This window comes from Bradyrhizobium sp. HKCCYLRH3099, assembly GCF_051167855.1.
In the GTDB taxonomy this organism is placed as follows: domain Bacteria; phylum Pseudomonadota; class Alphaproteobacteria; order Rhizobiales; family Xanthobacteraceae; genus Bradyrhizobium.
The window spans coordinates 1-26013 of sequence record NZ_JBNPTW010000019.1; the positions used below are offsets into that span (position 1 = coordinate 1).

General features: G+C 66.4%; 25 protein-coding genes. 16 read left to right on the top strand and 9 right to left on the bottom strand.

Translation table 11 applies throughout. The annotated features are described in order from the left end of the window. Positions 1–512 precede the first annotated feature (512 nt). Positions 513–2552, bottom strand: coding sequence for a YgiQ family radical SAM protein (locus ACQR1Y_RS28080; protein WP_434879041.1), 2040 nt, complete (start codon positions 2550–2552; stop codon positions 513–515). Positions 2553–2669: 117 nt separating this feature from the next. Then, on the bottom strand, positions 2670–3362 hold the full coding sequence (locus ACQR1Y_RS28085) for a hypothetical protein (protein ID WP_434879040.1): 693 nt from the start codon (positions 3360–3362) through the stop codon (positions 2670–2672). Positions 3363–3468: 106 nt separating this feature from the next. Here ACQR1Y_RS28085 and ACQR1Y_RS28090 point away from each other — a divergent pair, with 106 nt between their 5' ends. From ACQR1Y_RS28090 to ACQR1Y_RS28115, 6 genes are all read left to right on the top strand, one after another. After that, positions 3469–4161, top strand: coding sequence for an HAD family hydrolase (locus ACQR1Y_RS28090; RefSeq protein ID WP_434879039.1), 693 nt, complete (start codon positions 3469–3471; stop codon positions 4159–4161). A gap of 178 nt (positions 4162–4339) precedes the next feature. Continuing rightward, positions 4340–6319 (top strand): SPFH domain-containing protein, encoded by a 1980-nt coding sequence (locus tag ACQR1Y_RS28095; RefSeq protein ID WP_434879038.1) that lies wholly within the window; start codon positions 4340–4342, stop codon positions 6317–6319. Between the two features lie 131 nt (positions 6320–6450). Beyond that, the gene (locus ACQR1Y_RS28100) at positions 6451–6855 is read left to right on the top strand and encodes a hypothetical protein (protein ID WP_434879037.1); all 405 of its coding nucleotides are present in this window, start codon (positions 6451–6453) and stop codon (positions 6853–6855) included. Between the two features lie 89 nt (positions 6856–6944). Beyond that, entirely contained in the window at positions 6945–7796 is an 852-nt protein-coding gene (locus ACQR1Y_RS28105; RefSeq protein ID WP_434879036.1) for a dienelactone hydrolase family protein, read from the top strand. A 175-nt stretch (positions 7797–7971) separates the two neighbouring features. After that, complete coding sequence (locus ACQR1Y_RS28110; RefSeq protein WP_434879047.1) at positions 7972–8805, top strand: hypothetical protein; 834 nt, start codon at positions 7972–7974, stop codon at positions 8803–8805. Positions 8806–8841: 36 nt separating this feature from the next. Continuing rightward, positions 8842–9672, top strand: a complete 831-nt coding sequence (locus ACQR1Y_RS28115; protein WP_434879035.1) for a type 1 glutamine amidotransferase — start codon at positions 8842–8844, stop codon at positions 9670–9672. 5 nt (positions 9673–9677) lie between these two features. On the opposite strand, the gene ACQR1Y_RS28120 is transcribed toward ACQR1Y_RS28115, so the two are convergent. Together ACQR1Y_RS28120 and ACQR1Y_RS28125 are read right to left on the bottom strand one after the other, a co-directional pair. Next, entirely contained in the window at positions 9678–10388 is a 711-nt protein-coding gene (locus ACQR1Y_RS28120; RefSeq protein WP_434879034.1) for an LrgB family protein, read from the bottom strand. Beyond that, entirely contained in the window at positions 10363–10782 is a 420-nt protein-coding gene (locus ACQR1Y_RS28125) for a CidA/LrgA family protein (protein WP_434879033.1), read from the bottom strand. The genes ACQR1Y_RS28120 and ACQR1Y_RS28125 overlap by 26 nt, the downstream gene beginning before the upstream one ends. Positions 10783–10892: 110 nt before the next feature. On the opposite strand from ACQR1Y_RS28125, the gene ACQR1Y_RS28130 reads away from it, so the two are divergent. From ACQR1Y_RS28130 to ACQR1Y_RS28155, 6 genes are all read left to right on the top strand, one after another. Then, positions 10893–11774 (top strand): LysR family transcriptional regulator, encoded by an 882-nt coding sequence (locus tag ACQR1Y_RS28130; protein WP_434879032.1) that lies wholly within the window; start codon positions 10893–10895, stop codon positions 11772–11774. An 89-nt stretch (positions 11775–11863) separates the two neighbouring features. Beyond that, positions 11864–12640, top strand: a complete 777-nt coding sequence (locus ACQR1Y_RS28135; RefSeq protein WP_434879031.1) for a succinate dehydrogenase iron-sulfur subunit — start codon at positions 11864–11866, stop codon at positions 12638–12640. An 80-nt stretch (positions 12641–12720) separates the two neighbouring features. Next, entirely contained in the window at positions 12721–12927 is a 207-nt protein-coding gene (locus ACQR1Y_RS28140; protein ID WP_434879030.1) for a hypothetical protein, read from the top strand. A gap of 132 nt (positions 12928–13059) precedes the next feature. Further along, a complete protein-coding gene (locus ACQR1Y_RS28145) occupies positions 13060–13887 on the top strand; it encodes a class II glutamine amidotransferase (protein WP_434861765.1) in 828 nt (275 codons plus the stop codon). Positions 13888–13911: 24 nt separating this feature from the next. After that, positions 13912–15684, top strand: a complete 1773-nt coding sequence (locus tag ACQR1Y_RS28150) for an N-acetylglutaminylglutamine amidotransferase (protein ID WP_434861764.1) — start codon at positions 13912–13914, stop codon at positions 15682–15684. A 31-nt stretch (positions 15685–15715) separates the two neighbouring features. Further along, complete coding sequence (locus ACQR1Y_RS28155; protein ID WP_434861763.1) at positions 15716–16948, top strand: carboxylate-amine ligase; 1233 nt, start codon at positions 15716–15718, stop codon at positions 16946–16948. An 8-nt stretch (positions 16949–16956) separates the two neighbouring features. On the opposite strand, the gene ACQR1Y_RS28160 is transcribed toward ACQR1Y_RS28155, so the two are convergent. The 3 genes from ACQR1Y_RS28160 to ACQR1Y_RS28170 form a co-directional block, all read right to left on the bottom strand. After that, positions 16957–18159 carry an amidohydrolase family protein gene (locus tag ACQR1Y_RS28160; protein WP_434879029.1) on the bottom strand — a complete coding sequence of 401 codons (1203 nt, stop codon included), beginning with the start codon at positions 18157–18159 and terminating at the stop codon, positions 16957–16959. Positions 18160–18263: 104 nt separating this feature from the next. After that, complete coding sequence (locus ACQR1Y_RS28165) at positions 18264–18896, bottom strand: alpha/beta hydrolase (RefSeq protein WP_434879028.1); 633 nt, start codon at positions 18894–18896, stop codon at positions 18264–18266. Then, positions 18893–19831 carry a ring-cleaving dioxygenase gene (locus tag ACQR1Y_RS28170; RefSeq protein ID WP_434879027.1) on the bottom strand — a complete coding sequence of 313 codons (939 nt, stop codon included), beginning with the start codon at positions 19829–19831 and terminating at the stop codon, positions 18893–18895. Before ACQR1Y_RS28170 ends, ACQR1Y_RS28165 begins: the two co-directional genes overlap by 4 nt. A gap of 136 nt (positions 19832–19967) precedes the next feature. Between ACQR1Y_RS28170 and ACQR1Y_RS28175 the strand changes: the two genes are divergently transcribed. From ACQR1Y_RS28175 to puuE, 3 genes are all read left to right on the top strand, one after another. After that, entirely contained in the window at positions 19968–20861 is an 894-nt protein-coding gene (locus tag ACQR1Y_RS28175; protein ID WP_434879026.1) for a LysR substrate-binding domain-containing protein, read from the top strand. Between the two features lie 90 nt (positions 20862–20951). Then, positions 20952–21308 carry a hydroxyisourate hydrolase gene (uraH, locus tag ACQR1Y_RS28180; protein WP_434879025.1) on the top strand — a complete coding sequence of 119 codons (357 nt, stop codon included), beginning with the start codon at positions 20952–20954 and terminating at the stop codon, positions 21306–21308. Between the two features lie 5 nt (positions 21309–21313). Beyond that, positions 21314–22738 carry an allantoinase PuuE gene (gene puuE, locus ACQR1Y_RS28185; RefSeq protein ID WP_434879024.1) on the top strand — a complete coding sequence of 475 codons (1425 nt, stop codon included), beginning with the start codon at positions 21314–21316 and terminating at the stop codon, positions 22736–22738. A gap of 221 nt (positions 22739–22959) precedes the next feature. Here puuE and ACQR1Y_RS28190 read toward each other — a convergent pair whose 3' ends face one another. Both ACQR1Y_RS28190 and ACQR1Y_RS28195 read right to left on the bottom strand, forming a co-directional pair. Beyond that, complete coding sequence (locus ACQR1Y_RS28190) at positions 22960–24312, bottom strand: amidase (protein ID WP_434879023.1); 1353 nt, start codon at positions 24310–24312, stop codon at positions 22960–22962. Continuing rightward, complete coding sequence (locus ACQR1Y_RS28195) at positions 24299–25492, bottom strand: MFS transporter (RefSeq protein WP_434879022.1); 1194 nt, start codon at positions 25490–25492, stop codon at positions 24299–24301. Before ACQR1Y_RS28195 ends, ACQR1Y_RS28190 begins: the two co-directional genes overlap by 14 nt. A 29-nt stretch (positions 25493–25521) precedes the next feature. Here ACQR1Y_RS28195 and ACQR1Y_RS28200 point away from each other — a divergent pair, with 29 nt between their 5' ends. Further along, positions 25522–25863 (top strand): hydroxyisourate hydrolase, encoded by a 342-nt coding sequence (locus ACQR1Y_RS28200; RefSeq protein ID WP_434879046.1) that lies wholly within the window; start codon positions 25522–25524, stop codon positions 25861–25863. The last annotated feature ends 150 nt before the right edge of the window (positions 25864–26013 follow it).

Below are 26013 nucleotides of genomic sequence, written 5' to 3' on the forward strand. Positions count from 1 at the left end.
AACCCCAGCAGAGGCGCTTGACGAGCTGCTGTCACGGGTGAAAACACTTGATGTTGCGACGACCGCTTGAGCCCGCCGGGTCGTCCGGCTGGACTCGTGGTACCTGCCGCCTGCATTTTTTTCCGCAGGCGGGCCACGGGCCTCAGTCGAGGTCCGGTCTTCCCCGCGCCCTCTCAGTTTTCGAGGGCGATGTCGGCAGCATGACCCGGGCGCGGATGCGCCGCGGGGCTGCGGTGGGCTGTTTGCAAAATCGTGCAGTTGGATGGCGGCGGAGGTGCACGAGCTATGCGCATCGCGCCTGTGAGTTGGAACGGCGCTACCACAAACTCAGTGTCGTCCCGGCCTTGAGCCGGGACCCATAATCACCGGCGGGTGTGTGAGGCAGGCAAGTGACTCAAGTCGTGCCCAACAAAACTGCCGGTGGTTATGGGTCCCGGGTCAAGCCCGGGACGACAGCGGAGAACGAGGCGCGTGCGGGCCCGAGCCCAAGCTCTATGTACGCGCTCTACCAACTACTTCCTGATCTTCACGCCCTTGGTCGTGAACCGCTGCGGCCGCTGCTCGGGCCGCACCGGCCGCCGCGTCACGGCGGCCTTGCCCGTGCCCGGCGGCTGATGCGCGGGCACCAGCTGGTCCGGACGCGAGCCGATCAAATCGGCGCGGCCCATGGCGCGGAGTGCGTCGCGCAGCACCGGCCAGTTGTCGGGGTCGTGATAGCGCAGGAAGGCCTTGTGCAGCCGGCGCTGCTTGAGACCCTTGATCGCCTCGACCTTGTCGCTGGCGCCATGACGGACGCCGCGCAAGGGATTGACGCCGGTGTGGTACATCGCGGTCGCCGTCGCCATCGGCGAGGGCAGGAAGGTCTGGACCTGGTCGGCGCGGTAGCGGTTCTTCTTCAGCCACAGCGCGAGGTTCATCATGTCCTCGTCGGACGTGCCGGGATGCGCCGCGATGAAATACGGGATCAGATAGTACTTCTTGCCGGCCTGCGCGGCGGCGGCATCGAACATCTGCTTGAAGCGGTGATAGGTGCCGATGCCCGGCTTCATCATCTTGTCGAGCGGGCCACGCTCGGTATGCTCCGGCGCGATCTTCAGATAGCCGCCGACGTGATGCGTGACGAGCTCCTTGATGTAGGCCGGGCTCTCGACCGCGAGGTCGTAGCGCACGCCGGAGGCGACCATCACGCGCTTGACGCCCTGGACCTCGCGCACTTTGCGATAGAGACGGATGAGATCGTCATGCGAGGTGTTGAGGTTCGGGCAGATCTCCGGAAAGACGCAGCTTGGCCTGCGGCAGGCGGCCTCCACCTTCGGGTCCTTGCACGCCATGCGGTACATGTTGGCGGTGGGGCCGCCGATGTCGGAGATCACGCCGGTGAAGCCCGGCGTCTTGTCGCGGATGCGCTCGATTTCCTGCAGGATCGAGCCTTCCGAGCGGCTCTGGATGATGCGGCCCTCATGCTCGGTGATCGAGCAGAAGGTGCAGCCGCCGAAGCAGCCGCGCATGATCGTGACCGAGAACTTGATCATGTCCCACGCCGGGATCTTGGCATCGCCATAGGACGGATGCGGCGCGCGGGCGTAGGGCAGGTCGTAGACGCTGTCCATCTCCGCCATGGTCAGCGGGATCGGCGGCGGGTTGAGCCAGAGGTCGCGGTCGCCATGGCGCTGCACCAGCGGCCGCGCATTGCCGGGATTGCTCTCGCGATGGAGCACGCGCGAGGCCCGCGCATAGGCTTCCTTGTCGGCCTCGACCTGCTCGCAGGACGGCAGCCGGATGACGACGTCGCCCTTCTCGCGCGCGGCGCCTTCGTCGGCGGAATCGAGATCGTCGGCGTGCAGCTCGACATAGCCCTCCGGCACTTTCCGGAACAGCGCGGTGCCACGGACGGACTGGATGTCCTTCGGCGCTTCGCCGCCGGCGATGCGGTGCGCGACCTCGATCACGGCGCGCTCGGCATTGCCGTAGATCAGGATGTCGGCCTTGGCGTCGGCCAGCACCGAGCGCCGCACCTTGTCGGACCAGTAGTCGTAATGCGCGATCCGGCGCAGCGAGGCCTCGATGCCGCCGAGCACGACCGGCACGTCCTTGAACGCCTCGCGGCAGCGCTGCGCATAGACCAGCGTGCAGCGGTCCGGGCGCTTGCCGCCCTCGCCGTTCGGCGTGTAGGCGTCGTCGCTGCGGATGCGGCGATCCGCGGTGTAGCGGTTGACCATGGAGTCCATGTTGCCGCCGGTGACGCCGAAGAACACGCGCGGACGGCCGAGCGCCTTGAACGGCTCGGCGGAGTGCCAGTCGGGCTGCGAGATGATGCCGACGCGAAAGCCCTGCGCCTCGAGCAGCCGGCCGATGATCGCCATGCCGAACGAGGGGTGGTCGACATAGGCGTCGCCGGTGACCAGCACGATGTCGCAGACGTCCCAGCCGAGCGCGTCCATTTCCTTCCGGCTCATCGGCAGGAACGGCGCGGGCTTGAGGTCGGCGCGGTGGCGCGGCCAGGAACTCAAGGAGGGAGCGCTCAGGGGCGGGGTGGTGAGGGCGATGTTCATCGCCCACGCATAGAGAAACGGGGCTGTCAGTTCAACCGAGCGGCCTGTCGCAGCCTCCGGCGGATGATCAAATTGTCCGGAATGGTTCCCGCGGCGTTGCGCCGGCGGCCTTGTGGCTCAGTCGATCGGCCCGGCGAGGGCGTTCCGGCGCTTCAGCCAGCCATGGCCGAAATAGGCGATCAGCGCGCCGACCGCGAGCAGGATCCAGAGCGAGGGCATCCGGGAGCGCTGGCTCCCGCCGGCCTCGCCGACCGTCGTCGGCCCGGCGCCGGGATCGGTCATCGAGACCATCCGCAGGCCGGCGGCATCGGTCGCGCGGCGCATGTCGGCGATTGCCGAATGCGGCAGCGGGTCTGCTGCGAACGGACGTTCCATCGCGGTGCCGGCGGGCTCGTCCGCCGCGGCGAGGTCGCTTGGCGGCGGCTCCATGGCCGATTGCGCGGCATGGCTGCCGGCGGGCAGCTGGGCGAAGGAGTTGAGGTTGGCCGGCCGGTGCGGCTTCGGCGCCGCGCGCTCCGGCTTGTCGAGCTTCTCGGCCCGCTCCATCTTCTTCGGCGTCGTGGACTGCGGTACTGCGACCCGCACCTGCGGCCGCGCATAGAGCGGCTGGGTGGTGGCGAGCACGCGATTGGACCAGGACATGTAGGCCTTGCAGAGATCGTTGCAGTACTGGCCGTTGACCATGTCCGTGCTGGCCTCCGCGGCGCCGGACGTCGTAAGCGACAGCAGCGAGATCAGCGCTGCAGCACCAAGGCTGGCTCTAAGGCTGGTCGACGTCGAGGCAGGCACTGCTTTCAACTGGCCGATCATCGCAATTTCCCCCGTCGCGGTTTCACGCCGTTTAGGGAATAACGACAGCCGCTCTGGTCGAGAGTTGGATCAGATCGCGACAATATCCGGATGAGTTGAGGTCAATTTGCTGATGCGAGGCGTTATCAAGAGACGGCAACAGGCGTTGCTGTTCGACATCGACGGCACGCTTGCCGACACCGATGCGTTGCATATCGAGGCGTTCAACGCGGTGTTCGGGCCGCGCGGCCACGTGTTCGACCGTCCACGGGCGGCACGCGAACTCCTCGGACGCTCCAACGCGTCGATCGGGGCGGAGTTTCTTCCCGGTGAGCCGCCGGAGCGGCGCGTCGAAATCATGGCGGAAAAGGAGGCGGTGTTTCGTCGTCTCGCCGCCGGCGAGGTGCAGCCGCTGCCGGGACTGATGGCGCTGCTCGACTTGGCGGACGCGGAAGGGATTCCCGTCGCAGCGGTGACCAACGCACCGCGCGCCAATGCCGAGATGATCCTTGCCGGGCTCGGCATCGCGAAGCGCTTTCGCGCCGTCATCATTGGCGACGAGCTGCCCCACGGCAAGCCGCACCCGCTGCCCTACCTCGAGGGCCTGCGCGCGGTCGATGCCGCGCCGGAAGATGCAATCGCGTTCGAGGATTCGCGCGCCGGCATCACAGCGGCGACGGCGGCGGGCATCGTCACCGTGGGCATGCGCACCAATCTTCCGCACCACGATCTGATGGCGGCGGGCGCGGCGATGACCGCCGCGGGGTTCGACGATCCCAAGCTGATCGCCTTGGTGCGAGGGCGAATGCAAGGCGACTAAGTCGCCGGATCGGGATGCAGGTTCAACGTTGGGAGACGAAATATTTCGGCGACGGTGGTCTTTGAAAAATTCGCAGGAGGTCTAGCTTCTCGCGCGCCGACATCGATCGGCATGATCGCGCGCGGTGACAGCGCGGCGGCAGCAGCCGCCCCGGCCATGCGCGACTTGGAGACCCCTCATGGACATCACCACTCTCGTCCAGCCGGCCCTCGCGGCCGGGGCGATCATTGCGTTGCTTGCACTGCTGAAGCTTTCCAACGTCATCCGCTACATCCCGAACAACCAGGTCGGCATCGTCGAGAAACTGTGGAGCATCCGCGGCTCCGTCGCCGACGGTTTCATTGCGCTGAACGGCGAGGCCGGCTTCGAGCCGGAGGTGCTGCGCGGCGGCCTGCACCTGTTCTTTCCCTTCATGTACCGCATCCACACCTCCGATCTCGTGACGGTCGGCCAGGGCAAGATCGCCTATGTGTTTGCTCGCGACGGCGCGCCGCTCGGCGCCTCGCAGGTGCTGGGTGCCAACGACAGCGAGGACAACAGCGACTTCCAAGACGCGCGCCGCTTTCTTTTGGCCGGCGGCCAGAAGGGCCCCCAGCGCAAGATTTTGCGCGAAGGCACCTACGCGATCAACACGACGCAGTTTGCGATCATCACCGACGAACGCGTCTATGGCCACGCGCTGAGCGACCAGGAGCGCGTGGTGCTCGACGCCATGCAGCTGACGATCGCCGAGCGCTGGGGCTTTACGCCTGTGATCCTGGCGGCCGATCATGACCTGGTCGGCATCGTCACCGTGCATGACGGCCCCTCGCTGCCTCCCGGCGAGATCATCGCGCCGGAGGTCGGCACCGAGCTGCACGATGCTCCGACCTTTCACAACAATTTCCAGGAGCCCGAGAAATTCCTCGCCGCCGGCGGCCATCGCGGCCGTCAGCTGCAGGTCATCGTCGAGGGCACCTGGTACATCAACCGTCTGTTCGCCACCGTGGAGAACGTGCCGAAGACCATCATCCCGGTCGGCAATGTCGGCGTCGTCATCTTCTACACCGGCCCGCGCATGGCCGACGTCTCCGGCGAGACCTATCGTCATGGCGAACTCGTCTCGAATGGCGGCCGCGGCGTCTGGAAGGATCCGCTGCTGCCCGGCAAATACGCGTTCAACACCTATGCCGGCAAGATCGAGATCATCCCGACCGTCAACTTCATCCTCAAATGGGTGCGCGGTGAGGTCGGCGCGATGAAGCTCGACGAGAACCTGTCGGAGATCTCGCTGATCACCAAGGACGCGTTCGAGCCGACCCTGCCGCTCTCGGTCGTGATGCACATCGACTACAAGAAGGCGCCGATGATCATCCAGCGCTTCGGCGACGTGAAGAAGCTGGTCGAGCAGACGCTCGACCCGATGGTCTCGGCGTTCTTCAAGAACGTCGCGCAGAAGATGACCCTGATCGAGCTGTTGCAGAACCGCGCCGCGATTCAGGAGGAATCCGCGGCCGAGATGAAGGTGAAGTTCGAGGGCTATTCGCTCGAGCTGCAGGAGGTCTTGATCGGCACGCCGCGCGCGGCGCCCGGCGACCAGACCATCGAGAACATCCTGATCCAGCTGCGCATGCGCCAGGTCGCGCGCGAGCAGGTCGAGACCTTCCAGGAACAGGAGAAGGCCGCGATCCAGGAGCGCACGCTCAACGAGGCCAAGGCGACGGCCGCGGCACAGGCGGCGCTGACGCAGTCGCTGATCCAGATCCGCGTCAACGAGAACGAAGGCGCGGCCGCGCTCGCCCGTGCGCAGAAGGATGCCGAGACCCGCAAGGTGACGGCGGCCGCGGTCGGCGAGCAGTCGCGGCTCGAAGGCCAGGGCGAGGCCGATCGTGCGCTGGCGGTCGGCGCGGCCAACGCGCAGGCCACCAAGCTAGCCGTCGATGCCTATGGCGGGCCGGAGTTCAGGCTGGCCGAGCAGAACTTCGCGAAATTCGCGGAGGCGCTGACGCGGATCAACCAGCCGCTGGTGCCGCAATTCCTGATGTCTGGCGGGCCGGGCCAGGAGAGTGGCAATTCGGGACTGATCCCGACGGCGATGCTGAGCTCGATGTTCGGCCGCATGATGCCGGAGGCGCTGGAGCAGCTGAAGCGCGAGGCGCCGCGCGCGACGCGGCAGTAGGAGCGGGGCAAGTGAGGCGGCGAGCTGACATCTGGCTGACATCCGGCAACAGCTCGCCGTCACCGCGCTCGGCGCAATGGTCGATCGAACGCGGTCGATGCTTCGGCCGCCCTGACACGAAGGTGAGACGCATGTGCAAGATGTTGATTGCAACCGGTCCCTCGGAACAGCCGCTCCGCGTGATGCTGCCGTTCGGCGACACCGCATCGGCGATCGAACCGCGCGGGCACCACGCGCGCGAGTTGAGCCGGCATCGCTCGGCACGGCCGTCTCGCGCCATGAAGGCCATCCTGAGAGGTCTCAGAGCCGTGCTGATGGTGCTGACGCCGCGGGATCCTTACAATCCTGTGGACGAAACCCGCCGGGAGATGCTGCAGTCGTCCTCGACCCGGCCGCGGCTGCATCTCGTTCCCGATTGCGGCAGCGCGCTGGAAGGGGCGAGTCCAGCGCATCGCGTGCCGAGCCGCTTCCTGCACGGGTCAATGACCCCGCGTCATCACTTGCGTCACCTGCGTGGCAGGCACCGGCGTCCATGACATTTGAAGCGTGCGCGCTCACTAATCACGATGGATTCTCGCGTCCGTCGCACCTATGTTGCAGCAGGTCTCACGAGGGCTCGCGCGCCATGTCGCGGTTCGGGTTGAGCGTCGCACTTCTGATCGCTCTGGTTTGGCTGCCGCAGCGTGCCGCAGCGCAGACCTTCGACGCGCCGGTCACGTTCAACTCCGCGCCCTATATCATCGGCCAGCTTCAACAGCGGATGGCCCTGGAGCGTGGCGAGATGGTGGGGGCTTCTGCTCAGGCCATCGGCGGCTATCTGTCGAAACCTTCCGGCGATGGTCCGTTCGCGGCGATCGTGTACCTGCACGGATGTGGCGGGCTCAGCGAGCCGACGCGTCAGCGTTTCGCCCGGATGCTGACCGGATGGGGCTATGTCGCGCTCGCTGTCGACAGTTTCGGCGCCCGCGGGCTCGCGCATGCATGCACGCGTCCGGCGCCTGATCGGCAGGCCGATGCCTGGGGAGCAATCGCCTATCTCGCCTCGCTTCCCTTCGTGGACCGCGCGCGGATCGGCGTCGTCGGATCCTCGCAAGGCGGCATCGCGGCGATGCGACTCGCCTCGACGCATGATGTGAAGATCTATGACATGCCCGAGAACCTGACATTCAAGGTCGCGGTCGCCTACTATCCCCGCTGCGGTAGCGCGTCGAAATGGCTGGCGGTGCCGACGCTGATCCTGATCGGTGACAAGGACGATTGGACGCCGGCGCAGGACTGCCAGCAATGGATGTCGCTGCGCCCCGACAAAGGCGCCCCCGTGAAGCTCGAGGTCTATCCTGGCGCCTATCATGCCTTCGATACACCCCGGCCAGGCCGGTCCTACTTCGGCCACTGGCTGCAATACGATCCGGATGCGACGGCGCGCTCGACCGCGGAGATGCACGATTTTCTGGCAGCTCATCTTGGCAAGCCGTGATCCCACCATCGATCACCGAATGATGCCGCGACGTCTGGCGGACACCGGATCCGCGGCGCGACTGCATGGGCGCCCCGCGGGGTTCGGGCGACCATCCGCTTGTGCCGGTCTCGATGTCGTGAGATCACGCTGCGAGCGTGCTGCGTTTGCGCCCCTGCGAGAGGTTCTGTTGGCGATGATCCTGTTCCGTTGTCTGTCGGCCGCTTCGGCGCTGCTGTTCGCCACGGTCGTCCTCGCCGCCGACAAGCCCGGGGAGACCAAGGGCGCGGTGCTGGAGCCATCGTCCGAGAACCTCGCGCTGACCTGGGCGAAGGCCAATCTCGTTCTGCCGGCGGCGCTGGCGGGCGGGCGGCGCTGGGAAGGGCATGCCGAGGATGCGCCGGACGTGATCGGGATCGCGCCGCTCGTTGTCGTGATGCACGGCTCGAGCGGGGTGGCGCCGGCGATCAAGGAGTTTCAGGTCTGGCTGGCCGACGAGCTCGGCGCGGCTTCCGTTGCGCCCGACAGTCTCGCGATCCCCGACCGGTTGACCTACACGTCCCCTATCGATGTCGCGACCTATGAGCGCGTCCACGCCTTGCGGCTGGCCGAGTTGGATAATGCGCTGAAGTCCGCGCGCGACTGGAGCTGGGTCGACCGTCAGCGCGTCGTGATCGGCGGCACCAGCGAGGGCTCGGTGGCGGTCGGCCGCTACGCCGGCAAGGATGTCGCGGCGCGGCTGATCTATTCCTGGTCCTGCGAGGACAACTACTTCGTCACCGCGCCGCGGCTCGGCATCGGGCCGAAGGAGCCGGTGCTGAATGCGATTTCGGCGCGCGATCCGTACTTTTCGGCGGCCAATCCCTGGAACAAGGATCGCGCCGTGACCGGCTCGTGCGCGTCGGCGCTCAAGGATGATCCGAAAGCGGAGGTGATGGTGATCGATGCCGACGTCCATACCATCCTGAACCGTCCCGAGGTCCGGGAGCGGAGCGCGCAGTTCTTGCGCGGGGTCCTGGATCAGCAGTAAGGCGACGCGAGCGATGAGAACTCGGAGATTGATGGCGTGCTGAGACTGCTCGTTCTCGAAGGCAACTCGCTGGCCGGCCGTCGCCGCTGGGCGGAGGTCGCCGGACATACGCCATCCGAGAGCTATGCCGACGTGCTGCGCGCGCTGGCGCCGGACGCTCAGGTCGACATCGCGACCCCGGCTGATGCCGATGCGACATTGCCGCAGCCGATCGACGCCTATCAGGGCATTGTCATCACCGGCTCGGCGCTCAACATCTATCAGCGTGAGCCGGAGGCCCTGCGCCAGATCGAGCTGGTGCGAACGATCTTCGCGCAGGGCGTGCCGATGTTCGGCTCATGCTGGGGGCTGCAGCTCGCGACGGTTGCGGCCGGTGGGCAAGTCTCGCTCAATCCGGCCGGCCGCGAGGTGGCCTTTGCCCGCAAGATCATGCTGACCGAGGCGGGCCGCGGTCATCCGTTGCACGCGGCGCGCAACGAAGTGTTCGATGCGCCGGCGATCCATAGCGACATCGTGACGACGCTGCCGCCGGATGCGACGGTGACGGCGCGCAATGCCTTCAGCGAGGTGCAGGCTGCGGAGATCCGCAACGGCCGCGGCCGGTTCTGGGGCGTACAGTATCACCCGGAATTCAGCCTGCAGGACGTCGCCTGGGTCATCAGACGCATCGGCCAGCCGCTGGTCGACGAGGGCTTCTTCGCCGACATGGCCGAACTCGAACGCTATGCCGCCGATCTCGCGGCCTTGCATCACGACCGGGCGCGGCGCGATCTGCTCTGGCGACTCGGGCTCGACCAGGACGTCGCAAACGATGGGCTGCGCCAGACCGAGATCAGCAACTGGATCGGCTCGCTGGCGCGGCGCTGAAATCGCTACTTCATGAGCTGAATGATCAGCGGCGCCAGCGCCACGTTCATCAGCCCGACCAGCACCATCACGAGGCCGGCGATCGCGCCTTCCTCGCGGCCGATCTGATGCGCCCGCGCCGTGCCGGCGCCGTGTGCGCCGACGCCGAACAGCGCGCCCTTGGCGAGCGTCGAGCGCAGCGGCAGCCGTGCCAGCACGATGTCGCCGACGGCGGCGCCGATGATGCCGGTGAGCACGACGAACACGGCGGTGAGGTCGGGACTGCCGCCGATCTCGCCGGAGACCTCCATCGCGAACGGCGTGCTCATCGAACGCGGCAAGAGGCTCAGCCGCAACTCGCCGTCGATACCGAGCAGATAGGCCAGCGCCCAGCTGGTGGCGACCGCGGTGAGGCTGCCCGCGATCATCCCGGCGAGCAGCAGCGGCCAGCGGCGCCGGATCAGCGCGCGCTGCTCATAGATCGGCACGGCGAAGGCGACGGTGGCAGGCCCGAGCAGCGCCACCAGCCAATGCGTGCCGCGGATGTAGTCGCGGTAGGAGACCTTGAGCGACAGTGCCGCGATCATCAGGAGCGCCGGCGCGACCGCGAGCGGCATCAGCCACCAGCGCGGCCAGCGCCGGTGCACGCGCTTCGCCAGCAGATAGAGCAGGATCGTCGCCAGTGACCAGACCGCGGCCTGGACCAGCGGCTCACGCCACAGCGCGGGCAGCGTCATGACGTTCGGTCCAGCGGTAGCAGAGGTCGACGGTCAGCGCCGTCACGCACATCACGGCCGTGGTGCTCACGATGATCACGGCAAAGATCTTCAGGCCGAGCAGGCCGAACAGCTCGCGATGGTCGAGCAGCGCCAGCACGGCCGGCACGAAGAACAGCAGCATCTCGGCCAGCATCCAATTGGCGCCGCGCTTTATGTTCGCGACCTTCAGCCCCCCCGCCAAGAACAGCACGAGCGCCAGCGCCATTCCGATGATACCGCCGGGCAGCGGCAGGCCGGTGGCCCGTGCCAGCGCCTCGCCCGCGGCCCAGAACAATCCGAGGAGACCGATCTGCACCAGCCGGTTACGGCGGAGCAAACGTCGAAGGGGAAGGGCGATGTTGCGGTGCGTCATTGTAGGGGTCCGGGTGGCCTTGCTGCAGCAAAAGATATGTCGCAATGCAACATGTATAAAATGAATTGAATGAATGAATTTAAGTCAGAAATGGAATACTCTGTCCCATTATGGAACTGAAAGCGCTCCGAACCTTCGTCGAGGTCGTCCGCCAGGGCGGATTTTCGCAAGCCGCCAAGGTGGTGTTTGCCACGCAGTCGACCGTCAGTAAGGCAATCAAGCAGTTGGAGGACGAACTCGGCTTGCCGTTGCTGGACCGGCTTGGCCACAAGAGCCGCATGACCGCCGCCGGCGAGATCGTCTACCGTCGCGCGATCCGGCTGTTGGCTGAGCGTGACGACCTGCAGGCGGAGCTTGCAGAGCTCCGAGGATTGAAGCGCGGCGTGCTGCGCCTCGGCCTGCCGCCGATCGGTTCGAGCACGCTGTTTGCGCCGCTGTTTGCGCTCTACCGCCAGCTCTATCCCGACATCGAGATCCGGCTTGTCGAGCACGGCAGCGACCGGCTCAGCGAACTGCTCGCCGCCGGCGACATCGATTTTGCCGGTCTGCTGCCGCCGATCGCGGATGAGTTCGCCGCCCAGATCGTGCGCCGTGAGCCGTTGATGGCGCTGATTGCCGTGAATCATCCGCTGGCTCAGCGTGAGACCATTGCGCTGGCTGAGCTGCGCGAGACCCCCTTCGTTCTGTTCGAGACGGGCTTCGCGCTGAACCGCATCCTCCGCGAGGCGTGCCGCCGCAACGGCTTCGAGCCGATCGTGGCGGCGCGCAGCACACAGATCGACTTCATAGCGGAGCTCGCCGGCGCGGGCCTCGGAGTCGCGTTCCTGCCGCGCATGATCGCAACCCAGCGCACGCAGGTGCCGATCAGCCTCGTACTGCTCGATGAGCCCGAGACGGAATGGACGTTGGCGATGGCCTGGCGGCGCGGCGCCTATCTGTCGCCAGCCGCCGCGGCCTGGCTGAAGCTGGTGCGCGAGCGCGGCGAGGGGTGAGCCGCGCCGCGACGATGTCGCTCATCCAATGGAGGAACGTGCGGTGAGGCGGGCGGTTGGTCGCGATCCAATGACCGCGGAGGCTCATGATGGCCGACTTCAGGCTCCCCAGGAACTCCGCGATGATCGAGGGCAAATCCTGGCCGAAGCCGAAGAGCGTCACGCTGCGCGAATTTCGCGTCTATCGCTGGAATCCAGACGTTGGCGGCAATCCGCAGATCGACAGCTATCATGTCGACACCTCGGATTGCGGGCCGATGGTGCTCGACGGCCTGATCTGGATCAAGAACAACATCGATCCGACGATCGCTTTCCGCCGCTCCTGCCGCGAGGGCATCTGCGGCTCGTGCTCGATGAACATCAACGGTCAGAATACGCTCGCCTGCACGAAGTCGATGAGCGACCATGACGGCGCCGTGCAGTTGCTGCCGTTGCCGCATCAGCCGGTCGTGAAGGACTTGGTTCCGGACCTCACCAATTTCTACGCGCAGCTTTCGATCATCGAGCCCTGGCTTCAGACGAAAACGCCGACGCCGCAGAAGGAGTGGCGGCAGAGCGAGGAAGACCGCGACAAGCTGAACGGCCTGTACGAGTGCATCCTCTGTGCCTGCTGCTCCACCTCGTGCCCGAGCTACTGGTGGAATTCGCAGCGCTTCCTGGGACCCGCCGCGCTGATCCAGGCCGCGCGCTGGATCAACGACAGCCGCGATGAAGCCACCGGTGAGCGGCTCGACATCCTCGAAGACCCGTTCCGGCTCTATCGCTGCCACACCATCCTCAACTGCGCGAAGGCATGCCCGAAGGGGCTCAATCCCGGCGAGGCGATCTCCGAGCTGCGCATGAAGCTGGTCGCGCGCAAGATGTGAGCAGGAACCGCGCTTGCGTTCGCCCGTTGGTCGTTGCGTCCAACATTGCCGTTGATGACTTTCAACCGACAGGACATTCGATGAGCGACGATGATCGCGAGACGACCGATCGTCAGTCCGGCAATCGGTCAAAGCCGGCCGGTGGCAGTCGGGCAAAGCAGTCAGCAGACGAGACGCTTCCGCCCGCAGGCCCACACGCACGGCCCGATCTGACCGATGAGGAGAAAACGCCCGGCACCGGCATGCTTCCGGAGCCGGACGACGCCAACCCCAGCCCGACGGGTTGAACGCGGTCTCGACGTTTTCGAGGATGCGCGCGCGGGAACTCGCGCGCGCCCTCGCGCGTTTCCGCCTCCCTCGCCAAGTGCGCCCCGTCAGACGCGCATCTTGAAGTCCATTCATCCATCTGGAGGGGCAGGATGTGTCGTTGGATCGCCTACCGCGGAGAGCGGACCTCGTTCGAGCACTACGTCACCGAGCCAGAGCATTCGCTGGTGACGCAGAGCATTCGTGCGCTCGAATCGACGGCAGGCACCAATGGCGACGGCTTCGGTCTCGGTTGGTACGGCGATCATCCGGAGCCCGGGCTTTATCGCGAGACACGACCGGCGTGGTCGGATGAAAATCTGCGCTATCTTTGCCGCCACCTGCACTCGCATCTGTTCTTCGCGCATGTGCGCGCGGCGACGGGCACGGCGGTGACGCGGCAGAATTGCCATCCGTTCGCCTGCGGTCGCTGGATGTTCATGCACAACGGATTCGTTGGAAGTTGGAACAGGCTGCGCCGCAAGGTCGAGGCGATGATCCCGGATGCGCTCTATCCGTCGCGGCTCGGCACGACGGATTCGGAGGCTGTCTTCCTGGCGATCGTCGGCGCCGGCATCGATCAGGATCCGATCGGCGCGACGCGCAAGGTGCTCCGCGCGCTCTGCCAGCTCGTCAACGAGGACGGCCTGCGCGAGCATCTGCGCTTCACGTCTGCGCTGTCGAACGGCCATGACCTCTACGCCTTCCGCTTCGCCGCCAACGATCGCGCCAACTCGCTGTACTACCGCAAGGACGGCGATCAGGTGATCGCCGTGTCGGAGCCCTATGACAAGGAGCCGGACTGGATCGAGGTGCCGCCAGACCACGTGCTGGTCGCGCGCGCGTCCCGGCCGGCGGAAATCGTTCCGCTCTTTGTCGCAGGTGCCGTCGGTTTTGACCAGGAACACAAGCGATCACAGAGGGTTGTCGGAGGTACATAGAACAACGGAGTTGGGTGGCCCGCGATGTGCGGCATTTGTGGTGAAATCAGGTTTTCAGGCCAGCCGTCGCTCGCGGCGCTGAGCCGCGTGAACGATGCCATGCAGGCGCGTGGACCTGACGCGGCGGGACTGTTCGTGCAGGGCGGCGTCGCGCTCGGCCACCGGCGCCTGAGCATCCTCGATCTCTCCGCTGCCGCGCAGCAGCCGATGATCGATGCGGCGCTGGGACTCGGCATCGCCTTCAACGGCTGCATCTACAATTTTCGCGAGCTGCGCGCCGAGCTGCAGGCCAAAGGCTATCGCTTCTTCTCGGATGGGGATACCGAGGTCATCCTCAAGGCCTATCACGCCTGGGGCAAGACCTGCGTGCAGCGCTTCAAGGGCATGTTCGCCTTCGCGCTCTGGGAGCGCGACAGCGGCCGCGTGCTGATCGCGCGTGATCGCCTCGGCATCAAGCCGCTGTACTACACCGAAGGACCGGGTTTCTTCCGCTTCGCCTCGTCGCTCACGGCGCTGATCGCGGGCGGTGACGTCGATACGTCGTTGGATCGCAGGGCGCTGCATCACTATTTCAGCTTCCACGCCGCGGTCCCCGCGCCGCGGACGATTCTCAACGGCGTCAAGAAGCTCGCGCCGGCCACGCTTTTGACGATCGAACCCGATGGCACGAAGCGTTCGGAGCGGTACTGGGAATTCCAGGTCGGCGAGCAGCGTCCGGCCGACCGGGCGATGAGCCACGAGGAATGGTCGGACGCGGTCTTGGACGCCATGACCGCTGCCGTCGATCGCCGGCGCGTGGCCGACGTGCCGGTCGGCGTTCTGCTGTCCGGTGGTCTCGATTCATCCTTGCTGGTCGCGCTGCTGTCGAAGCTCGGGCATGACGACATCCGGACGTTCTCGATCGGCTTCGAGTCTGTCGATCAGCATAGCGGCGACGAGTTTCGCTATTCCGACGTGATCGCGCGGACCTTCGGCACCAATCACGAGCAGATCAGGATCGGCGGCGATCGCGCGCTCGAAGCCTTGCCGCACGCCATTGCGGCGATGTCGGAGCCGATGGTCAGCCATGATGCCGTAGCGTTTCATCTGCTGTCGTCGGAGGTCGCCAAGCGCGTCAAGGTCGTGCAGAGCGGGCAGGGCGCCGACGAGGTGTTCGGCGGCTACAGCTGGTATCCCGGCTTCCTCTCGGCGAACGACCCCGTCGAGCAGTATCAGAACGCCTATTTCGACTGGAAGCATGCGGATCTCGAGCGGCTGCTCGCGCCGGATCTCGTCGGCGACGATGTGAGCCTTGCTTTCGTCGAGCGATTCTTTGCCGATCACAGCAATGCGTCCGCCGTCGACAAGGTGCTGCAGATCGATACCGAGATCATGATGGTGGACGATCCCGTGAAGCGGGTCGACAACATGACGATGGCCTTCGGACTCGAAGCCAGGGTGCCGTTCCTCGATCACGAGGTGGTCGAGCTCGCTGCGCGCATCCCGGCCGAGCTGAAGGTCAGGAATGGCGGCAAGCACATCCTGAAGGAAGCCGCGCGCCGCTGCGTTCCGGCGGAGGTGATCGATCGTCCGAAGGGATATTTTCCCGTGCCGTCGCTGCGGTACCTGCGCGGACCGTTCCTCGACTACGTCCGTGACGTGCTCACGAGCGAGAAGGCGCGAACACGCGGAATCTACCAGCGCGATTTCATTGACCACATGCTGCAGAACCCCGAAGCCGAGATGAGCCCTAAGGGACATTCACGGCTGTGGCAGGCCGCCTTGCTGGAGGCCTGGCTGCAGACCCACAGCATTTGAAACGGCATTTGAGTCTGACAGGATTGATCGCATGGGATTGGATCCGAAAATTCTCGAACGGCTCAGGCTGGGTCTGAGCGACGACGAGCGCCGGCTGGTCATCCGCTCTGCCACCGGCGGCGAGGACATCACCGAATATTCCTTCGGCATCGAGGAGGAATATTTCCTGGTCGATGCACGGACATTGGATGTCACGATCCGCACGCCCGATGATCTGTTCGAGGCGGCGAACTGGTCGACCGGCGGACAGGCGATGCGCGAGATGCTGCAGTCGCAGCTCGAGGTCGCGAGCAATGTCCATGTCGACGTCGGCGACGCGCGGGAGGAGCTCAAATTTCTCAGGCGCGAGGTCGCCAATGTGGCCGCTCAGTACGGCCTGACGATTTTGGCGTGCTCGACGCATCCGACCGCGACGTGGCGCAGCTCGCAGCCGAGTCCCAAGCCGCGCTACGCTGAGATGATGGAGGACCTGCGCATCGTCGGCCAGCGCAACATGCTCTGCGGCATGCACGTGCACGTCCAATTGCCGGAGCCTGAGCGCCGCTTCGCGGTGATGCGCGCAATGATTCCCTATATCCCCGTGTTCATCGCGCTGTCGGCGTCGTCGCCGTTCTGGAATTCGCGCGAGACCGGGCTGAAGGGCTATCGTCTCGCGGCCTATGACGAGCTGCCGCGCACCGGCTTGCCGGAGCTGTTCACCAGCAAGCGCGACTATGATCGCTACGTTGCGGCGCTGACGAAATCGGGCGTGATGCCCGACGAGAGCCACGTCTGGTGGGCGATGCGGCCGTCGTTGCGTCATCCGACCTTGGAGCTGCGCGCGCCCGACGTCTGCACGTCGGTGGATGACGCCGTCGCGGTCGCCTCCCTCTATCGCTCGCTGGCGCGCTATCTCGACCTCCATCCGGAACGCGCAGACGATGTCGGCAATGTCGAGCGCGCGATCGCCGTCGAGAACAAATGGCGCGCGCAACGCTATGGCACCGACTGCCTGTTCGTCACCGAGGACGGTCCGGTGACCGGCCAGGAGATCCTGAATCGGATGATCGTCGATGTCGCCGAGCATGCAGAGGCGCTTGGCTGCCTGGCTGAGGTGGAGCGCTGCCGCACCATCATGCAGTTCGGCAGCTCGGCCGACTATCAGCTGCAGGCCTATCGCGAGTCCGGTGGGCAATTGTCGGCCGTGACGCAGTGGATCGCTGCCGCGACGGTCTCGCGTGCCGAACCGCCGCGCTCGCAGGCGCCGGTGGAGCCGGCGCAGTAAGCGCCGGTCTAGCTCGGCCTGACGACACGGCCGTCGCGCGCGACGAGGCGGCCGCTCTTGTATACGGAGCGCCCCTTGGGAACGGCAACGACCGCTTCCGGGACGTGCTCCGCCTGCAAGGTCACGAAGTCGGCGCGTGCCCCGACCTGCAGGCCGTAGTCCGCCAGCCGCAGGGCCTTGGCGCCGGCCGCGGTGACGAGATCGAAGGCGACCCGCAGCTCGTCGTCGACATAGAAGCCGGAGCGATAGCCGACCATCATGGCGCGGTTCAACAGATCGCCGTCGCCATAGGGCCACCAGCTATCGCGGATGTTGTCGTTGCCGCTGAACACGGTGACGCCGGCCGCGCGCAGCAGCGCCACTGGCGGGAAGGGCCGCGCCCCCGGCGCATTGGTCATGATGGCAACGCCCGATGTGGCCAGCACCTCGGCAATCTTTTTCAGTGGTTCCGCCGTGATGTCGCCGAGCCCATAGGCATGGCTGACCGCGACATGTCCCTGCATGCCGAGTGCGCGGGCGCGCGCCGCGATCTGCTCCAGTTCGAACAGGCCGAGCATGCCTGGATCATGAAGGTGAATGTCGACATCGACGCCGTGCTTCTGCGCCACGCCGAACACGACGTCGAGATGCTTCTCGACGTCGCGATCGAAGCTCGCCGGATCGAGCCCGCCGACGACGTTCGCGCCGAGCCTGATCGCCTCGTCGAGCAGCTCCGGCGTACCCGGGCTCTTGATGATGCCGCTCTGGGGGAAGGCGACGAGCTGGATCTCGATCAGGTCGCGATACTCCTCACGCACGCGCAGGATGGTCTCGAGCGACTTGAGACCGACCGAGCCGTCCACCATGACATGGCTGCGCATCCGCGTGGTGCCGTGGCCGATGCAGAGATCGAGCTGGTTGCGGGCGCGTACGTCCATCGCCGCGGCAGCGGCCATGTTCTGCGCCTGGAACGTCACCCGCTCATGCACGTCGAAGCCGTTGGTGCACGACTTGTGCGGTTTCCAGGCATCGCCATAGAAGCTGGTGTCGAGATGGATGTGGCCCTCGACGAAGCCGGGAACGACCAGTGCGCCGCCGAGATCGATCACCTCGCGCGCCTGCGGCCGCTCGGCCTCCGCGAGCAGGCCGGAAATGCGGCCGTCATCGACCGTGATCGCATGGCGTGCGCCGCGGTCGAGCCGCGCGTTGATGAACAGCTTGTCGACGGCCATGCCGAGATCCTCCATTCAATCCAGCATCGGGCCGCGGGGGCGGTCCGATGCCGATGACGGCATTCTCGATCAGGATGCACGCGGGCCGCAAGCGCGGATGAGCGTCATGCCGCCTTTGCCTGCGGCAGTCCCGCGATCCAGTCTCGCGCCAGCACGACGTCCGCCTGCGAGAGCTGATGCCCCGCCGGCAGGATCGTATGGGTCACGTCGGCACCGGCTTCGATCAACTGAGTGCAGAGCTTGGCCGAGTTGCTGGCCGGCACGATCGGATCGGCCTTTCCCGACAGAATCAGCACCGGCGTGCGGGCGAGCTTTGCCGCCGGCGGCTGCGCCAGCGGCACCATCGCGCGGAACAGCACGGCGCCGGCCAGCGCCTCCGGCTGCAGCAGAAGCAGCGCGGCGGCAATGTTCGCGCCGTTGGAGTAGCCGACGGCGAGTGGCGCGCCGATGCCGTAACGCTCGCGAGCTTCGCCGATGAAGGCGCCGAGCTCCAGCGCGCGCCGGCGGACGTCGTCCTCGTCGAACACGCCTTCCGCCAGGCGGCGGAAGAAGCGCGGCATGCCGTGCTCGAGCACCTGCCCGCGCGGCGACAGCAGCGCGGCGCCGGGCGAGAGGGTGGCGCCGAGGGCTAAGAGATCGTTCTCGTCGCCGCCGGTGCCGTGCAGGAGCAGCAGCGGCGCTGCTCCCGCGGTGCTTCCGGGCTGGAAGCGGTGGGTGAAGGACAATGCCTGGGTCATGATGCAGCCTCCTCGAGGTTGGGCAGCACGCCCTCAATCTGCTTGCGGTGCGTCTCGAGGAAGGCGGGCAGCTTCAGGTTTCGTCCGAGCTCGGCGACCGGCTCGTCGACCGCGAAGCCCGGGATGTCGGTCGCGATCTCGAACAGCACGCCGCCGGGCTCGCGGAAGTAGATTGAGCGGAAGTAGTTGCGGTCCTTCTGCTCGGTCGGATGCAGGCCGTGGCGATCGACCAGCTTCTGCGCCATCACGCCCTGCTCGGCATCGTCGGCCGCGCGGAAGGCGATGTGGTGCACCGATCCGGCGCCTTGCGCGCCGCGGAGGAAGCCCTTGGCCTCGTAGATGTCGACCACGCTGCCTTGCGCATCGCCCGGTGCCTTGAAGCGGATCACCGAGCCTTCGCGACCGGCTTCCGCGAAGCCGAACACGTCGGTGAGCACGGCCGCGGTCTTCTCGGCGGAGTCGAGCAGCAGGGTGACGCCATGGAAGCCGCGGATGGCATGCTCGGCCGGGATGTCGCCATTGCTGTAGCCGGGCTCGTTCTCGGCGCCGGGGACGCCGACCAGCGCCAGGGCCATGCCGTCGGGATCGGTGAACGGCAGTACGGATTCGCCGAAGCGCTTCTCCAGCGCCTCATAGGCGATGCCCTTTTCGGTCAGGCGCTGCGTCCAGTAGCCGAGGGAGCGCTGCGGCACCCGGAACGCGGTCTGGTGCGTCTCACCGACGCCGCGACGGCCGGGCCGCACACCGGCCCAGGGGAAAAAGGTCAGGATGGTGCCGGGGCGGCCGGTCTCGTCGCCATAATAGAAATGATAGGTGCCGGGATCGTCGAAATTGACGGTCTTCTTGACGAAGCGCAGGCCGAGGTCGCGGGTGTAGAAGCCGAAATTGCGGATCGGGTCGCCAGCGATCGCGGTCACGTGGTGCAGTCCGGGCATGTGGGTCTCCTATTGATGGGCCCCGTCAGGGCCGTTGAATTCTTGGACGCCATATTGGTCGGCTTTGATTTGGAGACAATCCGTGCTCTTGTGACGTCTCTGTCTACGATTTGGCGACAATCCTGGCCTGGAGACGATGGACAAGCTCGGCAGCCTCAGAGCGTTCGTGAAGGTGGTCGAAAGCGGCAGTTTCGCCGAGGCTGGCCGGCAGTTGCGGCTGTCGCGCTCGGCGATCTCGAAATATATCGGCGAGCTCGAGCAGAGCCTCGGCGTGCAGCTGATCGTCCGCACCACACGCCATGCCAGCCCGACCGAGACTGGCCAGAGGTATTTCGAACGTGCGGTTTCCATTCTGGCCGAGCTCGACGCGGCCGATCAGGCCGTGAGCCAGTTGCAGGCGGCACCGCGCGGGCTGCTGCGCGTCAATGCGCCGATGTCGTTCGGCACGATGCGGCTCGGGCCTGTCGTGGCCGATTTCATGGTCCGCTATCCCGAATTACAGTTGCAGATCGTGCTGAGCGACGACCTGCTCGATCCCGTTCAGGACGGCTTCGACGTCACGTTGCGCATCGCCGAGCTGGAATCGTCGAGCCTGGTGGCGCGGCGGATCATGCCGGTGGGCCGCGTCATCTGCGCCGCGCCCGCCTATCTCGCTCGGCACGGCACGCCGGAGAGTCCGGAGGATCTGCGCCGCCATCATTCGCTGACCTATGGCTTCCTGCTGACCGGCAACCAATGGAAGCTCACCGGCCGCGACGGCGATCACTGGATCCAGCCGGCCTGGAGCCTGTGCGTTAACAATGCCGAGGTATTGCGCGACGTCGCGGTGAAAGGGCAGGGGATTGCGCTGATCCCGCATTTCATCGCCGCGGAGGCGCTGGCCAGCGGCGCGCTGACCGCGATCCTGTCCGACTATACGGCGCCGCCATTGGCGCTCTATGCGATCTATCCGCCGACGCGGCATCTCTCCGTCAAGGTGCGGCTGTTCATCGACTTCCTCGTCGAGCGCTTCGGCCGGAGCGAGGCATGACCACGCATTGGGCTGGTGGTGACCGGCAAAACGCCTCGAAGCTTTAACCGGCCGCTGCTAGGCTTGGGCCACAGCAGCAGGGGAGCACGGATGGGCCGTCTCAGCACGCATATCCTGGACACGGTGAGGGGCAAGCCCGCCGCCGATGTCGCGATCGATCTCGATGTTCTCGGGCCCGGTGGCGCATGGCGCCGGATCAAGCAGGTCCGCTCCAATGCCGACGGGCGCACCGATGAACCGGTGCTGGCGGGTGACGAGTTCGGCGCCGGGACCTATCTGTTGACGTTTCACATGGGCGACTATTTCAAGGCCCATGGCCTCGCGTCCGGCGAGCCGCCGTTCCTCGACCTGATTCCGCTCCGCTTCACGGTCGCAGACGCCGCCGCGCACTACCATGTGCCGCTGCTCGCGACGCCCTGGAGCTACCAGACCTATCGCGGGAGCTGAAACGAATGAGTGCCGAATATCCGCGCGACATGGTCGGCTATGGCCGCACGCCGCCGCATCCGCGCTGGCCGGGCGATGCCCGCATCGCCGTGCAGTTCGTGATCAACTACGAGGAGGGCGGCGAGAACAACATCCTGCACGGCGACGCCGCCTCGGAAGCATTCCTGTCCGAGATCGTCGGCGCGGCACCGTGGCCGGGCCAGCGCCACATGAACATGGAGTCGATCTACGAGTTCGGCTCGCGCGCCGGCTTCTGGCGGCTGTGGCGGATGTTCACCGCGCGCAAGCTGCCGGTGACGGTGTTCGCGATCGCGACAGCGATGGCGCGCAATCCGGAGGCCGTGGCGGCGATGAAGGAGGCGAATTGGGAGATCGCCTCGCACGGCCTGAAATGGATCGACTATCGTGATTTTTCGAAAGCCGATGAGCGCGCCCATATCGAGCAGGCGATCCGGCTGCACACCGAACTCACCGGCGAGCGGCCGCTCGGCTTCTATCAGGGCCGAACCTCGGAGCACACATTCGACATCGTTCTGGACGAGCAGGGCTTCGTCTACAGCGCCGATTCCTATGCCGACGAGCTGCCCTACTGGATCCAGGGGCCGCACGGCCCGCAGCTGATCGTGCCGTATACGCTCGATGCCAACGACATGCGGTTCGCCACGCCGCAGGGATTCAACGCCGGCGACCAGTTCTTCGCCTATCTCAAGGACAGTTTTGACACGCTCTATGCCGAAGGCGCCGAGGCGCCGCGGATGATGTCGGTCGGCCTGCATTGCCGCCTCGTCGGCCGTCCCGGCCGCGCCGCGGCGCTGGCGCGGTTTCTCGACTACATTATGGGCCACGAGAAAGTCTGGGTCGCGACCCGGCTCGACATCGCCCGGCACTGGATCCGGACGCATCCGCCGACGGGCGTGTGGCGGCCGTCGCAGATGTCGCGCGTGCTGTTCGTCGAGCGCTATGGCGACATCTTCGAGCATTCGCCTGACATCGCCGACCGCGCCTACCGCGCCGGCCTCTCGGCGTTCGATGACTCCGCGGATGCGCTGCATACGACACTCATGAACGTGGTGCGCGCGATGAGCCGCGACGAGAAGCTGAAGCTGATCCGCGCCCATCCCGAGCTCGCCGGCCGCGAAGCGCTGGCGGGAGATATGACGACCGACTCGATCGGCGAGCAGGGCCGGCTCGGCTTCACCGCGCTGTCGCGCGCCGAGTTCGAGCGCGTCGCCGACATCAACCGCCGCTACCGCGAGAAATTCAGCATGCCGCTGATCGTCGCGCTGGCGCTACATGCCGACCGCGCCTCTGTCATCGCCGAGATGGAGCGCCGCATCGGCAACGACATGGATACCGAGATCGTCAACGCCATCGACCAGATCGGCCACATCACGCGGGCGAGGCTAGCGAAGAAGTTCGAGCAGGGGTGAGCACGGGAGACGCAGCTCCTGTGAGTCGGACCCGAGCTTGTTATTCACGGGCAGCGCGCTCCCTCTCCCCGTTCTTACGGGGAGAGGGTTGGGGTGAGGGGCTCTTTCCACAGGCACTGACCGCGCGGAGAGCTCCCTCACCCGGATTGCATCTTTCGATGCATTCCGATCGCTCCCCGGACGCGGGACCAGGTGAGCACCGAGCGAGGCGCATAGATCGCCTAGATCCTATCAGTCAACACGTGCTCCGCGTTTGCAGCCACGTCCAGCAGCATGCGATCGTGCCCCCGCGCTGCGATCAGTTGCAGACCGAACGGCAGTCTCCGCGCATTCGCGCCGGACGGAATCGAGATCGCCGGCACGCCCGCATGGTTGGCGAACGGCGTGAACACCGCATGCGCACGCGGAGTCGCGGGCTTGCCGCCGATCTCTGACGGGCCGAGCTGCGTGAACGGCCACGCGACGCACGGCACGGTCGGCGCGAGCAGCACGTCGATTTCCGTGAAGAACGCCGCGAAAGCGCGCGCGATCTGCGTGCTCGCCTCCAGCGCGCGGCCAACATCGGAGCCGCTTAGTCCAAGGCCGCGCTCGATCTGCTTGGCGATGTCGGGATCGAATTGCGCGGGATCGCTGCGGAACGCTTCGCCATAGAGCGCAGCCAGCCCGGCGTGCTGCAGCGGCATCACCGCGTCCTCCGCGAGGTCCGCCGGCCAGATCGGATCCTTGTCCTCGATCGCCAAGCCGCTGGCCCGGAGCCGATCGACCGCCTGCTGCAAGCCGGCCCTCACCTCGTCGTCGACAGCGACGTCGAGCCCAAGGCGCGGTGAGAACGCCAGCCGGAACGGTGTCCGTGCAGCGGTCGATGGCAAATTAAGCGAGTCCGGGTCGCGTGGATCGGCCCCCGCCATGACTTCGAACGCGAGCCTTGCATCGGCGACATCGGCCGCGATCGGTGCGATCACCGAGATGCGCCAGAACGGCTCGGCAAATCCCGGCCCATACGGGATCGCGCCATAAGACGGCTTGAAGCCGACCACGCCGACATGCGCCGGTGGTCTCCGGCTCGAGCCCCCGGCATCGGTGCCGATCGCGAGCGGCACGAGCCCCGCGGCAACGGCCGTCGCCGGTCCGCCCGACGAGCCGCCGGGCGTAAGCCGTGGATCGAGCGGGTGGCGCGTTGGTCCATACAGCAGGGACGTCGTCACGCCCTTGCAGGCGAACTCCGATGTCGCGCCGATCCCGACGATCACGGCCCCGGCACGTCGCAGCCGCGCGATCGCGATCGCATCCTCGGGCGCAACGAAGTCAGCGAACAGTCGTGAGCCCTGCGTGATGCGCCAGCCCGCGGCCCAGATGTTGTCCTTGACCACGACCGGCACGCCGGCGAACGGCAACGTCTCGCCGGATGCCACACGGCGGTCGACAGCTTCGGCGTCCGCGCGCGTTCGCTCCGGATCAGTCGTCACGACAGCGTTGAGGTTACTCGCGGCGATACGCGCCAGCGCCTGCTCGGCCATCTCCATCGCCGTCGTCTGCCGCGCCGTCACGGCGCTTGCGATCTCAGTTGCGCGCATGGGATCGCTCCATCAGCAGCACGGCGGCGCCTGCGGCCGCGGTCAGTCCCAGAATGACGAAGCTGCCGCCGAGGCCGATGCGCGGCGTCAGCACCGCCACCAGCAGCGGCGCCGCGACCAGGCCAAGAAACGACGTGGTGAGCACCGCGCCGGTGGCCTCCGCCACGCGCCCTGGCTTGGCGAGATTGGCGATCTCGGCGATGAACACGCCATTCCAACCGCTGGCCGTCAGTCCGAACACGAAGGTGAGCAGCACCAGGATCGATCCGCTCAGCAACGGTCCCCACAGGCCTAGCAGCAGCGCGCACACCGCCATGCCCGCGCCCGCCATCACCAGCACGGCGCGCGCCGAGCGCAGCCGCGTCGCGACCGCGCCCCATCCGAGCCGTCCGATCAGGCCCGCGCCTTGCGCCGAGGCCAGCAGCCAGCCGGCCTCGACATGAGAGAGTGCGAGCTCCGAGGTGCCGAAGGAGATGTAACAGGTGTTGAGGATCACCTGCATGCCGCTGAATGGGATCGAGGCGACCGCGAGCGCGGCCATGCGCCGGTCGGAACTGACGAGTTGCAGCCGCTGCCGCAGGCCGAGATACGGCATCGGCGGCAGCTTGACCGCGTAGGCCGGCCGCAGCCGCTCGAAACTGATGAAGCCAATCACGGCGCAGATGATCACCGCGGCATAGGCGGAACTCGGCGCCAGCCCAACCGCGAGCGGCGGCAGCAGCAGCGAGCCGACGACCGCGCCGATCTGGCTGCCGGTCTGCCGGATCGAGAACACCATCGCGCGCTGCTCCGGCGGCACGAGGCGTCCGAGCAGGGCCGCACTCGCCGGCGTTTCCGGCCCGGCGGCTAATCCGAGCACGAGGCCGGCGCCGAGCAAGGCCCAGCCTTGGCCGAGTGTCGCCATCGACATCCCGACGCAGACGACGACCGCGCACAGCGCCGCGACGCGCAGCGAGCCGATCTTCTGCACCAGCGTGCCGCCCCAGAACGAGGACACCAGGCTGATCGCGAACGCCGCGGTCGAGAACAGCGACAATTCCTCGATGCTGAGCCCGGCACGTGGCGCCACCGTGCCCGGTGCGAACAGCGCCAGCGACACCAGCGCCTGGAGCGCGGTCATCGCGACCAGTGCAGGCCACAGCGGCGGCGCTGGCGCCGCCTCGGGTTTCGCGTCTATCATGCGGCGACAACCTGATGGCGGAGCACGATATGGCCGGCGGTATCTCGGTTCATGCAGTCGATGTGGCGAACGGGCGCCCGGCGCTCGGCCTTGGTGTCGCGATCTGGCGCGTGGCGCCGGACCGCAAGCTGCTCGCCGAAGGAGCGCTCGGCGCCGACGGCACCTTGCAGGCGCCGATCGTCAAGGGCGACGGCGTCACCGCCGGCGAGTATGAGGTGCTGTTCCATATCGGTGAGTTCTTCGGGGCAAACGCTCAAACGAAATTCCTCACCACAGTGCCGTTTCGCTTCGCCATCGACAAGGTCGAGGAGCACTTTCATCTGCCGCTGAAATTCACGCCGTGGGGATATTCGATCTTCCGCGGGGCTTGAGGGCGATATGCCTCCCTCCGTCCTACGCTGATTGAACGAGGTCGCTACCAAGGAGATGCTCGTCATGCCCGGGCTTGACCCGGGCATCCACGCCTGTCCGCAGTCGCCGATCGACGTGGATGGCCGGGACAAGCCCGGCCATGACGGCGC

Coding starts and splice junctions, on each gene's coding strand:
- ACQR1Y_RS28145 (WP_434861765.1), top strand. CDS start 13,060: ATGTGTCGTTGGATCGCCTACCGCGGAGAGCGGACCTCGTTCGAGCAC.
- ACQR1Y_RS28175 (WP_434879026.1), top strand. CDS start 19,968: ATGGACAAGCTCGGCAGCCTCAGAGCGTTCGTGAAGGTGGTCGAAAGC.
- ACQR1Y_RS28195 (WP_434879022.1), bottom strand. CDS start 25,492: ATGATAGACGCGAAACCCGAGGCGGCGCCAGCGCCGCCGCTGTGGCCT.
- ACQR1Y_RS28140 (WP_434879030.1), top strand. CDS start 12,721: ATGAGCGACGATGATCGCGAGACGACCGATCGTCAGTCCGGCAATCGG.
- ACQR1Y_RS28150 (WP_434861764.1), top strand. CDS start 13,912: ATGTGCGGCATTTGTGGTGAAATCAGGTTTTCAGGCCAGCCGTCGCTC.
- ACQR1Y_RS28120 (WP_434879034.1), bottom strand. CDS start 10,388: ATGACGCTGCCCGCGCTGTGGCGTGAGCCGCTGGTCCAGGCCGCGGTC.
- ACQR1Y_RS28110 (WP_434879047.1), top strand. CDS start 7,972: ATGATCCTGTTCCGTTGTCTGTCGGCCGCTTCGGCGCTGCTGTTCGCC.
- ACQR1Y_RS28130 (WP_434879032.1), top strand. CDS start 10,893: ATGGAACTGAAAGCGCTCCGAACCTTCGTCGAGGTCGTCCGCCAGGGC.
- uraH (WP_434879025.1), top strand. CDS start 20,952: ATGGGCCGTCTCAGCACGCATATCCTGGACACGGTGAGGGGCAAGCCC.
- ACQR1Y_RS28170 (WP_434879027.1), bottom strand. CDS start 19,831: ATGCCCGGACTGCACCACGTGACCGCGATCGCTGGCGACCCGATCCGC.
- ACQR1Y_RS28085 (WP_434879040.1), bottom strand. CDS start 3,362: ATGATCGGCCAGTTGAAAGCAGTGCCTGCCTCGACGTCGACCAGCCTT.
- ACQR1Y_RS28135 (WP_434879031.1), top strand. CDS start 11,864: ATGGCCGACTTCAGGCTCCCCAGGAACTCCGCGATGATCGAGGGCAAA.
- ACQR1Y_RS28100 (WP_434879037.1), top strand. CDS start 6,451: ATGTGCAAGATGTTGATTGCAACCGGTCCCTCGGAACAGCCGCTCCGC.
- ACQR1Y_RS28095 (WP_434879038.1), top strand. CDS start 4,340: ATGGACATCACCACTCTCGTCCAGCCGGCCCTCGCGGCCGGGGCGATC.
- ACQR1Y_RS28200 (WP_434879046.1), top strand. CDS start 25,522: ATGGCCGGCGGTATCTCGGTTCATGCAGTCGATGTGGCGAACGGGCGC.
- ACQR1Y_RS28190 (WP_434879023.1), bottom strand. CDS start 24,312: ATGCGCGCAACTGAGATCGCAAGCGCCGTGACGGCGCGGCAGACGACG.
- puuE (WP_434879024.1), top strand. CDS start 21,314: ATGAGTGCCGAATATCCGCGCGACATGGTCGGCTATGGCCGCACGCCG.
- ACQR1Y_RS28155 (WP_434861763.1), top strand. CDS start 15,716: ATGGGATTGGATCCGAAAATTCTCGAACGGCTCAGGCTGGGTCTGAGC.
- ACQR1Y_RS28165 (WP_434879028.1), bottom strand. CDS start 18,896: ATGACCCAGGCATTGTCCTTCACCCACCGCTTCCAGCCCGGAAGCACC.
- ACQR1Y_RS28080 (WP_434879041.1), bottom strand. CDS start 2,552: ATGAACATCGCCCTCACCACCCCGCCCCTGAGCGCTCCCTCCTTGAGT.
- ACQR1Y_RS28125 (WP_434879033.1), bottom strand. CDS start 10,782: ATGACGCACCGCAACATCGCCCTTCCCCTTCGACGTTTGCTCCGCCGT.
- ACQR1Y_RS28105 (WP_434879036.1), top strand. CDS start 6,945: ATGTCGCGGTTCGGGTTGAGCGTCGCACTTCTGATCGCTCTGGTTTGG.
- ACQR1Y_RS28160 (WP_434879029.1), bottom strand. CDS start 18,159: ATGGCCGTCGACAAGCTGTTCATCAACGCGCGGCTCGACCGCGGCGCA.